Here is a 10667-nt window from a genome sequence, read left to right on the forward strand (position 1 = left end):
TTCGTCACAGTTTCGCCACGATTTGAACTGTGCGACCACTTGAAGCGTCGGTCGTCAAACCCATCTTTCTGGAAAGATAGTAGCTGTGACGTCCATGCAATATTGAGGTTTCGCGTTGTTCGCGGACCGCAGGAAAGGACGAAGGGGCCCGCAGAGAGAGGCCCCAGCAAAAAGCACTGCGCGATAAATTTGCATCGCATGTGTGCCGCAATGTTGTCACCGCGCTGTGATGATCATTATGGTGGAGAATAGAGTGGCGCACTCGCCAAGAGATTGCGTGATTGTATGGGAGCCCCGATCAATGAGCCATATAATGGCGAATTGTGAAGCAGACTGGAGCGAGGTCTCGGACGCGAAGCCGGCCATCTCGTTCGGACTGCCGTTGGTTCTTTCCATCTGTGCCGCACTGCTTGCAGGCCTGATCGCCTGGATGCTCGGCGCCGGGCTACTGCTGTCGTTCGTGGCCTATGTGTGCACCGGCATCGTGGTGCTGCTCGGTGCGCTGGTGCTCCATGTACGCGGCTGGTTGGGCGCCTGACCCCCACCCTAAAAACCCGGAAAGGTTGATCCTGGTCAAACCGCTTTGCGGCTCGACCGGATAACACTTCTCCCGAAGCTACGGGAGGAGGCGATGAGAGTACTCATCTTCTACGCGACGATCGAGGGGCAGACCGGGAAGATCGCGGAGTTCATCGCGACGGCATTGCGCAAGGCCGGGCACGAGGCGCTTCTGCACACCGCAGACGATCCGCGCCCCCTGCCACTGGACCAGTCCGATGCGGTGATCCTCGCCGCTCCGGTACACGAGAGGAGGCATCCGCGCGCATTCGAGGACAGTCTCAACATGCAAGCCGATACCCTGTCGAAGCTTCCGACCCTGATGCTGTCCGTCAGCCTGAGCGCGGCCTTTCCGGAACGCCTGGACGAGGCGCGGGACTACCTCGTGGAAATGAAGATGCGGACCGAATTCGAGCCCAGCGCCGAGGCGCTGGTCGCCGGGGCGGTGCGGGCCTCCAGCTATGATTACTACGAGGCGCAGATCGTCGACCGGGTGGTTCTGCGCGACCAGGCGCCGGTGTCGCCGGGCCGCGACGCCGAGTTCACGGACTGGGACGCGGTGGCCACCACGGTCTCGTCCTTCCTGAGCAACGTCGCCGCAGAGCGCATAGGCTGAGCGGGCGATCCAGAAAAAAGGCCCGGACACGAAGTCCGGGCCAGTCCAACAGGGAGGATCCGCGCCATGACCCCGGCGCGGGAGGGAACTGTCAGCTGACCAGCCGGTAGCCGCCGGACTCGGTCACAAGCAGCCGCGCGTTCGAGGGATCGGGCTCGATCTTCTGGCGCAGGCGGTAGATGTGCGTCTCCAGCGTGTGGGTGGTGACGCCGGCGTTATAGCCCCAGACCTCGTGCAGCAGCGTATCGCGGGCGACGACGCCCGATTCCGCGCGGTAGAGGAACTTGAGGATGTTGGTTTCCTTCTCGGTCAGGCGGATCTTCTTGTCCGCCTCGTCGATCAGCATCTTCGCGGCCGGCTTGAACGTGTAGGGGCCGATGTTGAAGATCGCGTCCTCGGATTGCTCGTGCTGGCGCAGCTGGGCGCGGATACGGGCGAGCAGGACCGGGAACTTGAAGGGCTTGGCGATGTAGTCGTTTGCGCCCGCGTCGAGGCCGAGGATCGTGTCGGCGTCGGTGTTGTGGCCGGTCAGCATGACGATCGGGCTCTTGATGCCCTGCTTGCGCAGCAGGCGGCAGAGCTCGCGGCCGTCCATATCGGGCAGGCCCACGTCGAGGATCACCAGATCGTAGAGACCCTCTTTCGACTTCTCTAGTCCGCCGGCGCCGTCGCCAGCCTCGAACACGTCGAAATCCTCGGTCAGCACCAATTGGTCTGCAAGCGCCTCGCGCAGGTCTTCGTCGTCGTCGACAAGCAGGATTCTCTTCACGTTGGCCATGTTGGTGTTCCTCTTTCGGCTGCCCCAAGACCTGCGCCCGAACGCGGGTTTTCTCAAGACGAAGCGGGCGTGCCTCACGCGCACGTGTCAGGGCGCGGGGCTTTGTTTCAATTTCGCGGTCTGCGCTGTATAGGGCTGAAACGATTTGTAGGATCGGCTCACGGGATGGCGAGCGCTGCCCCCGCGCCGTTCACGGAAAGGTCAGCCGTTGTCGCAATTCCGGGCGCTGATTCCCACCGTCACCGAGCGTGTCGCCCGTGCCCGCGCCGACCTTCGCATGGGCGCAGTAGTCGTGCTCGCGGGCCCGTCTGGCGGTGCACTGGCTCAGGCGGCGGAGGGCGCCGGTCCCGAGCGGTTGGAGGCCCTGCGCGCCGCCGGTTCCCTGGATCTGGCGCTGACCCGCTGGCGGGCGGAGACGCTGAAGGTCCGCGCCTATGACGGGGACCTCGCTCGTGTCGCGGTTCCGGCCGATGCCGATGCCGGCTGGGTCCGCGCGATGGCCGATCCCTCGGAGGACATGGCCTGGCCGATGAAAGGCCCGTTCCTGGAGCGGCGTGGCGGCGAGGCCGACCTGCACCGGGCCGCCGTGCGTCTTGCCAAGCAGGCCCATCTGTTGCCAGCCGCTCTGGTGGCCCCGGTCGCCGATCCTGAGGCGATGGCCGCCGAGCTGGGCCTGACGCTGGTCACGCTGGAGCAGATGGCGCAGGTGGAGAGCACCCTGCGTGAGGTGTCTTCGGCCCGGGTTCCCCTGGCCTCGGCGGCGAAGTCGCGGGTCAGGGTGTTTCGGCCCGCCGATGGGGGAGAGGAGCACTATGCCGTCGTCGTCGGTCGTCCGGATCTTGAGAAGCCGGTGCTGGCGCGGCTTCATTCTGCCTGTTTCACCGGCGACGTGATCGGCTCGCTGAAATGCGATTGCGGGCCGCAGCTGAACGCGGCGCTGGCGCAGATCGGCGAGGAAGGTTCGGGCATCCTGCTCTATCTCAACCAAGAGGGGCGGGGGATCGGTCTTGCCAACAAGATGCGCGCCTATGCGCTGCAGGACCAGGGCTTCGACACGGTCGAGGCGAACCACCGGCTGGGCTTCGAGGACGACGAGCGGGATTTCCGGATCGGTGCGGAGATGCTCAAGGCGATGGGCGTGCGCGCGGTCCGGCTGATGACCAACAATCCTGCCAAGGTTGCCCGGATGGAAGGCAATGGCGTCGCCGTGGCCGAGCGGGTGCCGCTACGTGTCGGTCGGACGCCGCAGAACGCCCACTATCTTGAGACAAAGGCCCGGAAATCCGGGCATCTGCTGTGAGCCTGCTGCACGTGACGCCTTGGGGCGCGCGGCTCGACGGGCATGTCCTGCCTTGCGCCATCGGGCGCGGCGGCATTTCACCGTGCAAACGCGAAGGCGACGGCGCGACGCCCGCCGGAACCCTGCGCATCGCCGAGCTGTTCTACCGGCCCGACCGGCTGCCCGCCTCGGCCCTGCCGCGCTGGGCCCAGCCGATCCGCCCCTTCGACCGCTGGTCGGACGATGTGCGCGATCCGCAGTACAATCACCGTCTGCCCGGCGCGCTCTGGCATCCGTTCGGCTCCGAGGCGCTGCGGCGGCCCGATCCGCTCTATGACCTCGTGCTGACGACCGACTGGAACTGGCCCGACGCTCGGCCCGGGCTGGGCTCGGCGATCTTCGTGCACCGCTGGCGCAAGCCGCGCCACCCGACCGAGGGCTGCGTCGCTTTCGCGCCGCGCGATCTGCTCTGGCTGGCCTGGCAACTGGCCCCCGGCGATCGGCTCGAGATCGCGGGTTGACGTAACGTCGGGGCCGAGGCTCTTGCCCCCGAGGGCGCAATCGGCAAGGTAGTACGCGATTTTTCACAGTTAAGGACCGCCGCCCGCATGGATCCCGCGCCTCACCCGCACCAGATGGAGCGGTTGCAGACCCTGTACGACTACGGCGTGCTCGATACCGAGCGCGAGCGGGACTTCGACGACATTGTCGATCTGACCGCCCGGCTTTGCGAGGCTCCGGTCTCGCTGATCAGCCTGGTCGATTCCGGGCGCCAGTGGTTCAAGGCCGAGGTCGGGCTGGGTCTGCGCGAGATGCCTCTGAGCCAGTCGATCTGCGCACATGCGATCCTGAAGGAGGACTTCCTCGAGATCCCAGACACGCTGGCCGATCCGCGTACACTGGGCAATCCGATCTGCGTCGGCAACCCGAACCTGCGCTTCTATGCCGGGGCGCTGCTGACCGCCTCGAACGGTTTGCCGCTGGGTACGCTCTGCGTGCTGGACCACAGGCCGCGCGAATTGACCGCGCTGCAACGGGACACGATCCGCGTTCTCGCGAGGCAGGTGATGAAGCTGCTGGACCTGCGCCGGACGCTTCGGTTGCAGACCATGCTCCGGCAGGAAGTGGACCACCGGGTGAAGAACTCGCTGCAGACCGTTGCGGCCCTGACCCGGATGCAGGCGCGTTCGGTGCGTGACCCCGAGATCCGGGCGGCGCTGGACTCGGTGCACGGACGGATCGAGACTGTCGCGGCCCTCCACCAGGCGCTGTCGAAGTCCGAGAGCGGCGACCGGATCGACCTTGCCAGCTATATCGAGGGCGTGGTGCGGCTGATTGACGGGCACCGGCCCGCCAATGTGGCGGTCGATGTAGACTGCGGCGAGGGCACGGCGGTGACCTCGGCGCGGGCGTCGAATATCGGGGCCATCGTGAACGAGTTCGTCACCAACTCCTTCAAGCACGCTTTCCCGGGCGGACGCGCGGGGCGGGTCAGCATCGTCTGCCGGCGGGAGCCGGATTGCACCATGATACTGACCTGCCGCGACGACGGCGTGGGACTGGCGCAGCCCGGCGAGGACGGACCAGAGGCGGCGGGCAGCACCAGCCTTGGGCTAAAGATCATACAGGCGAGTGCCGTGGCGCTCGGCGGCACGGTGGAGACGCTGGACCTCGACACTGGCTACGGCATCGAGCTGCGATTCCCGGTTGCGGAACCCTCCGCCTGAGGGTGCCTTTCACGATGAAAAGCCTGGATTTCATCGTGAAAACCCCCTTAAGGCATTGAACTATAAGTTGAAAACTTCCTTAAAGCTTCCCTAACGCGCCGCGGGTCCCCTTACATGGACTGAAGTCCGGTCCCTCGCCCGCCTTCCACTTTCCGAAAAATATCCCCGCCGGAGGCCCCCGCCTGCCCGGGACGCAGCGCCGGGCGGATCGGGGCTGCGGCATCAGACTTGTGGCGGCCGCTCGCCGAAAATGGCCGAGCCGACGCGGATATGCGTCGCCCCCAGCGCGATCGCGCTTTCGAAATCGGCGCTCATGCCCATCGACAGCCCGTCCAGACCGTTGCGCGCGGCGAACTTGGCCAGCAGGGCGAAGTGCAGCGCCGGTTCCTCGTCGATCGGCGGGATGCACATCAGCCCGCGCACCGGCAGGTCCTTCGCGCGGCAGGCGGCGACGAACCCGTCGACCTCGGCGGGCAGCACGCCGGCCTTCTGCTCTTCCTCGCCGGTGTTGACCTCGATGAACAGGTCCGGGCAGGTGCCGCGCGCTTGCGCCTCGTCGGCGATCTTGCGGGCCAGTTTCTCGCGGTCGAGCGAGTGGATCGCCTCGAACAGGTCCATCGCCTGCTTGACCTTGTTGGTCTGCAGCGGGCCGATAAGGTGGACCTCGACGCCCTCGAACTGCTCCCGGTAGTCTGGCCAGCGCCCGGCGGCTTCCTGTACCCGGTTCTCGCCGTAGAGGCGGTGGCCCTGTTCCAGCATGGCGCGGATCCGGTCCTCGGGCTGCTTTTTCGAGACCGCGACCAGCTTGACCGAGCCGGCCGGGCGTCCGGCCTCGGCCTCGGCCTTGCGGATGCGGTCGGTGATGTCCTGCAGGGGCATGGCTTCCTCCGTTCGTCGCGGCACACATAGCGCCGCACTGGCGGGAAGGGAATGTTTGACACTCCCCCGATCAGGTTTTCAGATGGCGTCGAGCATTTCCCCCGAGTTTGACCCGAAGCCGATTGCATGACCCTGTCCGACCGCCTGTCCGCCGAGATCGACGCCCGCACCGAGGATCTGACCGCGCTTGCCCGCGACCTGATCCGCATCCCGACGCTGAACCCGCCGGGCGAATACTATCGGGACATCTGCGAGTTCGTGGCCGGTCGGCTGAAACCGCGCGGCTTCGAGGTGGAGTTGCTACGCGCGACCGGCGCGCCCGGCGACAGCGACCGATATCCGCGCTGGAACCTGATCGCCCGGCGCGACGGCGCGCGGGGCGGCGAGTGCGTTCATTTCAACAGCCATATCGACGTGGTCGAGGTCGGCCACGGCTGGACCGTCGATCCGTTCGAGGGGCTGGTGCGCGACGGCAGGGTCTACGGCCGGGGCGCCTGCGACATGAAGGGCGGGCTGGCCGCGTCGATTGTCGCGGCCGAGGTATTCGTGGATCTCTGCCCCGAGTTCTCCGGCGCGGTGGAGATCTCGGCCACGGCGGACGAGGAAACCGGCGGCTACGGCGGCGTCGCGTGGCTGGCCGAGCAGGGCTGGTTCGCGCCGGCGCGGGTGCAGCACGTCATCATCCCCGAGCCGCTGAACAAGGACCGGATCTGCCTGGGCCACCGCGGCGTATGGTGGGCCGAGGTCGAAACCAAGGGCCGGATCGGGCACGGCTCGATGCCGTTCCTGGGCGATTGCGCGGTGCGCCACATGGGTGCGGTGATCGACGAGATGGAGCAGACCCTGTTCCCGGCGCTGGGCGCGCGTCGGACCGAGATGCCGGTGGTGCCGCCGCAGGCGCAGGCCTCGACGCTGAACATCAACTCGATCCACGGCGGGCAGGCGGAACTGCCCGAGGATTTCACCGGCTTCCCGGCCCCCGTGGTCCCCGATAGCTGCCGCATGATCATCGACCGCCGCTTCCTGATCGAGGAGGACATTGCCGAGGTGAAGGCCGAGTTCGCCGAGCTGATGGAGCGGGTGCGTGACCGGCGCGAAGATTTCCGCTTCGAGATCCGCGACCTTCACGAGGTGATCCCGACGATGACCGACCGCGACGCCCCGGTGGTCGGCGCGGTTGCGCGTGCCGTCAACCGGGTGATGGGGCGCGAGCCGGAATACGTGGTCTCGCCCGGGACCTACGATCAGAAGCACATCGACCGGATCGGACGGGTGCACAACTGCATCGCCTACGGCCCCGGCATCCTGGACCTTGCGCACCAGCCGGACGAATGGGTTGGCATCGAAGACATGGCCGATAGCGCCCGCGTGATGGTCCTGGCGCTGGAGGAGTTGCTGGCATGAACGAGGACAGGCTGAAGGGGGCGTTGCTGGGGCTGGCGGTCGGGGACGCGCTGGGCACGACGCTGGAATTCTCGCCCCGCCCGGCGGAACCGGTGGTCAGCGACATGGTGGGCGGCGGCCCGTTCGCGCTGAAGCCTGGCGGATGGACCGACGATACCTCGATGGCCCTGTGCCTGGCCGACAGCCTGCTGGAGCATCCGGGGTTCGATCCGACCGACCTGATGCAGCGGTTCGTCGATTGGTGGAGGAACGGGCACAACTCGCACACCGGGGACTGTTTCGACATCGGCATCACGACCTCGAAGGCGCTCGGCCGGTTCGAGGAAGGCGGCGAGCCCTATGCCGGTTCGACCGATCCGATGAGCGCTGGCAATGGCGGCATCATGCGTCTTGCCCCGGTGGTGCTGGCGTATCACGGCGATCCCAAGCGGATGCGCGAGGTCGCCGCGCTCCAGTCCCGGACCACCCATGCCGCGCGCGAATGCCTTGAGTACGCGGCGCTGCTGGCCGACGCGATCCATGCCGAGGTGCGGGGCGAGGGGGCGCTGGAGACCGGGCACACACGCGACACGGTGAAGTCGTCCGGCTATGTGCGGCACACGTTCGAGGCCGCCGTCTGGGCGGTCGCAACGACCGGCTCGTTCCGCGAGGCGGTGCTCGCGGCGGTGAACCTCGGGGACGATGCGGATACAGTGGGCGCCGTGGCCGGGCAGATTGCCGGGGCGCGCTACGGGATGGCCGGGATTCCGGGCGATTGGCTCGCCAAACTTGCCTGGCGGGAGCAGATCGAAACGCGCGCGGATCGGCTCATTGCTCTGGGGACGTAGGGCGTTCGGATCGAAACGCTTGATCCCGGGCGCTTTTCAGCGGACCTTGCCGGTAACCATAACCGGGGAGACGGGGATGAAACACCTGACCGCTGCCGCTTTCGCTTGCCTGGCCGGTGCCGCGAGCGCTCAACAGACCGGCATCACCATAGGGATGCAGCTTGAGCCGCCGCACCTGGATCCGACCTCGGCCGCCGCTGCCGCGATCGACGAGGTGGTCTATGCCAACGTCTATGAGGGGCTGACGCGGTTCGGGCCGGACGGCTCGGTGCTGCCGGGGCTGGCCGAACGCTGGGAGATCGCGGACGACGGGCTCAGCTATGACTTCCACCTGCGCGAGGGCGTGACCTTCCACGACGGGGCCGCGCTGACCGCCGAGGACGTGGTGTTCAGCATCGACCGGGCCCGGGCCGAGGATTCGACCAATGCGCAGAAGGCGCTGTTCGACTCGATCGACGAGGTGACGGCGGTGGACGATCTGATGGTCGAGATCACGCTGAAGCAGCCCAATGGCGCGCTGCTGTTCAACCTGGCCTGGGGCGATGCGGTGATCATCGACGAAAGCGATGTCGAGACGCTGACCACAAATCCCGTCGGCACCGGCCCGTTCATGTTCAAGGACTGGGTCGAAGGCGACCGCGTCGAGCTGGTGAAAAACCCCGACTACTGGGGCGAGCCGGTGGCGCTGGAAAGCGCGACGTTCAAGTTCATCTCGGACCCGACGGCGGCCTTCGCGGCGATGATGGCGGGCGATATCGACGCCTTCCCGGTGTTCCCGGCGCCCGAGAACCTGGCCCAGTTCGAGGCCGATCCGCGGTTCACAGTTCTGGTCGGCTCGACCGAGGGCGAGACGATCCTGGCGATGAACAACGGCATCGAGCCCTTCGACGAGGCCAAGGTGCGGCAGGCCGTGGCCCACGCCATCGACCGGCAGGCAATAATCGATGGCGCGATGTTCGGCTACGGCACGCCCATCGGCACGCATTTCGCGCCGCACCACCCGGCCTATGTCGACCTGACCGAGAAGTCGGCCTACGACCCCGAGCAGGCCAAGGCATTGCTGGCCGAGGCGGGCTATCCCGACGGGTTCACCACGACGCTGAAACTGCCGCCGCCCAGCTATGCCCGCCGCGGCGGCGAGATCATCGCCAGCCAGCTGCGCGCCGTCGGCATCCAGACCGAGATCACCAACCTCGAATGGGCCCAGTGGCTTGAAGAGGTCTTTCGCGGCAAGGACTTCGGCCTGACCATCGTCAGCCATACCGAGCCGCTGGACATCGGCATCTACGCCCGCGCCGACTATTACTTCCAGTACGACGACCCGGCGTTCCGCGCGATGAACACGCAACTTGCCGAGATCGCCGACCCGCTGGAGCGCAACGAGGTGCTCAAGGCCATGCAGGAACGGATCGCGGATCATTACGTGAACGGCTACCTGTTCCAGCTAGCCAAGACCGGCGTCGCCGACGCCCGGATCGAAGGGCTGTGGCAGAACTCTCCGACGCAGGCCAACGACCTGACCGGTGTACGTTGGACCGAGTGAGGTCTATCTTGGCCTTGTCGGCGCTGGCGGCCCTAGCCGCCTGCGTCGAGACCGAGAGCCACGTTGTGCACGTCGATCCGGTAAACGTCGACGTCACCACGGGCGATTACCGCCCGCTGACAGGCATCCCTCACGCACATCGCCCCGAACCCGGCACCTGCCGCGTCTGGTACCACGGCGTCGCCGCCGAGAGGCAGCCAAGAGCAGGCTCATGCGATGTGCCCGTGCCGAAAGGAGCCGTATTGGTGAGGGGGTAGTGACGAGTTCGCATAACAGACGTCCAGATCTGGGACGTCACTATTGAATGGAAACAATTTTGAACCACGAGACGGGACTGGCCATTGGCGGGGGCAAGAGTACCCCGAACGCAGCATTGCTGATCGACGGAGAGAACATCTCCAGCGCATATGCAGGGCGGATTATCAATCAGGCGCGTAAGCACGGGCAACTCGCCGTGCGACGGGTCTACGGAGGCGTGCGCAGGATTCCAGACTGGGACGCCGCTCCGGGGTTTCGAATGGTTCACGCAGGCGCTGGTAAGAATGCCGCGGACATGATGATGGCGATAGACGCCGTAACTCTATTCTACGAGGGACGAGCAGGGGTATTTGTGCTCGTTACTTCGGATAGCGATTTCTCGCATCTGGCGCTATACTTACGAGAGCGCGGTTGCACTGTGATCGGACTTGGAGAAGAGAAAGCCCCGATTGGGTTTCGCAAGTCGTGCCATGAGTTCTTCGAGTTGAAACCTGCTGGTCCCGAGCCGGTGGACCTCGACAGCACATGTCTACCTAGCAAAGTAAAAAATATTATTGAGGAGCAAGGCGGCGAGGTGGAGATCAGCAAGCTGAACTCGATAGTCCGTCAGGCGTATGATTTTAAGGTCAGCACCCTAGCGAAAGGCACCTCGGAGAAAGGTACTTGGCGCGGGTTCTTTGAAGCCAATAGGAGCCTCTTCGAGTGTGATCCAAAGGGGCCCGGTGCCAAGGTCCGTTTGCTCGAGTAGGCCTCATTCGCTGGTCATCCTCCACAGCATCCCATAGGGTCGGCGGCAGC

The 10667-nt window shown here is 65.8% G+C and carries 12 protein-coding genes; 9 read left to right on the forward strand and 3 right to left on the reverse strand.

The annotated features are described in order from the left end of the window. Positions 1-301 precede the first annotated feature (301 nt). Both ACW9UR_RS19745 and ACW9UR_RS19750 read left to right on the forward strand, forming a co-directional pair. Entirely contained in the window at positions 302-538 is a 237-nt protein-coding gene (locus ACW9UR_RS19745) for a hypothetical protein (protein ID WP_458918780.1), read from the forward strand. A 93-nt stretch (positions 539-631) separates the two neighbouring features. Continuing rightward, the gene (locus tag ACW9UR_RS19750; RefSeq protein WP_458918781.1) at positions 632-1174 is read left to right on the forward strand and encodes a flavodoxin domain-containing protein; all 543 of its coding nucleotides are present in this window, start codon (positions 632-634) and stop codon (positions 1172-1174) included. Positions 1175-1265: 91 nt separating this feature from the next. On the opposite strand, the gene ACW9UR_RS19755 is transcribed toward ACW9UR_RS19750, so the two are convergent. Then, the gene (locus tag ACW9UR_RS19755) at positions 1266-1952 is read right to left on the reverse strand and encodes a response regulator transcription factor (RefSeq protein ID WP_458918782.1); all 687 of its coding nucleotides are present in this window, start codon (positions 1950-1952) and stop codon (positions 1266-1268) included. Positions 1953-2229: 277 nt separating this feature from the next. Here ACW9UR_RS19755 and ribA point away from each other — a divergent pair, with 277 nt between their 5' ends. From ribA to ACW9UR_RS19770, 3 genes are all read left to right on the forward strand, one after another. Continuing rightward, positions 2230-3252, forward strand: a complete 1023-nt coding sequence (gene ribA / locus ACW9UR_RS19760) for a GTP cyclohydrolase II (RefSeq protein ID WP_458918977.1) — start codon at positions 2230-2232, stop codon at positions 3250-3252. Next, positions 3249-3752, forward strand: a complete 504-nt coding sequence (locus ACW9UR_RS19765) for a L,D-transpeptidase family protein (protein ID WP_458918783.1) — start codon at positions 3249-3251, stop codon at positions 3750-3752. The genes ribA and ACW9UR_RS19765 overlap by 4 nt, the downstream gene beginning before the upstream one ends. 87 nt (positions 3753-3839) lie before the next feature. Next, the gene (locus ACW9UR_RS19770) at positions 3840-4958 is read left to right on the forward strand and encodes a histidine kinase dimerization/phosphoacceptor domain -containing protein (RefSeq protein ID WP_458918784.1); all 1119 of its coding nucleotides are present in this window, start codon (positions 3840-3842) and stop codon (positions 4956-4958) included. Positions 4959-5180: 222 nt separating this feature from the next. On the opposite strand, the gene ACW9UR_RS19775 is transcribed toward ACW9UR_RS19770, so the two are convergent. Then, entirely contained in the window at positions 5181-5837 is a 657-nt protein-coding gene (locus tag ACW9UR_RS19775) for a YggS family pyridoxal phosphate-dependent enzyme (RefSeq protein ID WP_458918785.1), read from the reverse strand. Between the two features lie 126 nt (positions 5838-5963). On the opposite strand from ACW9UR_RS19775, the gene ACW9UR_RS19780 reads away from it, so the two are divergent. The 3 genes from ACW9UR_RS19780 to ACW9UR_RS19790 all read left to right on the forward strand — a co-directional run bounded on the left by ACW9UR_RS19780 (position 5964) and on the right by ACW9UR_RS19790 (position 9611). Then, positions 5964-7241, forward strand: a complete 1278-nt coding sequence (locus ACW9UR_RS19780; protein WP_458918786.1) for an acetylornithine deacetylase/succinyl-diaminopimelate desuccinylase family protein — start codon at positions 5964-5966, stop codon at positions 7239-7241. Next, positions 7238-8068: an ADP-ribosylglycohydrolase family protein gene (locus ACW9UR_RS19785; RefSeq protein WP_458918787.1), complete on the forward strand. Its 831-nt coding sequence runs from the start codon at positions 7238-7240 to the stop codon at positions 8066-8068. The genes ACW9UR_RS19780 and ACW9UR_RS19785 overlap by 4 nt, the downstream gene beginning before the upstream one ends. Positions 8069-8144: 76 nt before the next feature. Further along, on the forward strand, positions 8145-9611 hold the full coding sequence (locus ACW9UR_RS19790; protein ID WP_458918788.1) for an ABC transporter substrate-binding protein: 1467 nt from the start codon (positions 8145-8147) through the stop codon (positions 9609-9611). Positions 9612-9643: 32 nt separating this feature from the next. Here the strand turns inward: ACW9UR_RS19790 and ACW9UR_RS19795 are convergent, their stop codons facing one another. Further along, entirely contained in the window at positions 9644-9787 is a 144-nt protein-coding gene (locus ACW9UR_RS19795; protein WP_458918789.1) for a hypothetical protein, read from the reverse strand. 128 nt (positions 9788-9915) lie between these two features. Between ACW9UR_RS19795 and ACW9UR_RS19800 the strand changes: the two genes are divergently transcribed. Next, positions 9916-10617, forward strand: coding sequence for an NYN domain-containing protein (locus ACW9UR_RS19800; RefSeq protein WP_458918790.1), 702 nt, complete (start codon positions 9916-9918; stop codon positions 10615-10617). Positions 10618-10667 lie beyond the last annotated feature (50 nt).

Source organism: Halovulum sp. GXIMD14794 (assembly GCF_054457455.1).

What these genes read in the sequence shown, in the direction of transcription:
- ACW9UR_RS19745 (WP_458918780.1), top strand. Translation starts at nt 302, where the DNA reads ATGAGCCATATAATGGCGAATTGTGAAGCAGACTGGAGCGAGGTCTCG.
- ACW9UR_RS19750 (WP_458918781.1), top strand. Translation starts at nt 632, where the DNA reads ATGAGAGTACTCATCTTCTACGCGACGATCGAGGGGCAGACCGGGAAG.
- ACW9UR_RS19755 (WP_458918782.1), bottom strand. Translation starts at nt 1,952, where the DNA reads ATGGCCAACGTGAAGAGAATCCTGCTTGTCGACGACGACGAAGACCTG.
- ribA (WP_458918977.1), top strand. Translation starts at nt 2,230, where the DNA reads ATGGGCGCAGTAGTCGTGCTCGCGGGCCCGTCTGGCGGTGCACTGGCT.
- ACW9UR_RS19770 (WP_458918784.1), top strand. Translation starts at nt 3,840, where the DNA reads ATGGATCCCGCGCCTCACCCGCACCAGATGGAGCGGTTGCAGACCCTG.
- ACW9UR_RS19775 (WP_458918785.1), bottom strand. Translation starts at nt 5,837, where the DNA reads ATGCCCCTGCAGGACATCACCGACCGCATCCGCAAGGCCGAGGCCGAG.
- ACW9UR_RS19780 (WP_458918786.1), top strand. Translation starts at nt 5,964, where the DNA reads ATGACCCTGTCCGACCGCCTGTCCGCCGAGATCGACGCCCGCACCGAG.
- ACW9UR_RS19785 (WP_458918787.1), top strand. Translation starts at nt 7,238, where the DNA reads ATGAACGAGGACAGGCTGAAGGGGGCGTTGCTGGGGCTGGCGGTCGGG.
- ACW9UR_RS19790 (WP_458918788.1), top strand. Translation starts at nt 8,145, where the DNA reads ATGAAACACCTGACCGCTGCCGCTTTCGCTTGCCTGGCCGGTGCCGCG.
- ACW9UR_RS19800 (WP_458918790.1), top strand. Translation starts at nt 9,916, where the DNA reads ATGGAAACAATTTTGAACCACGAGACGGGACTGGCCATTGGCGGGGGC.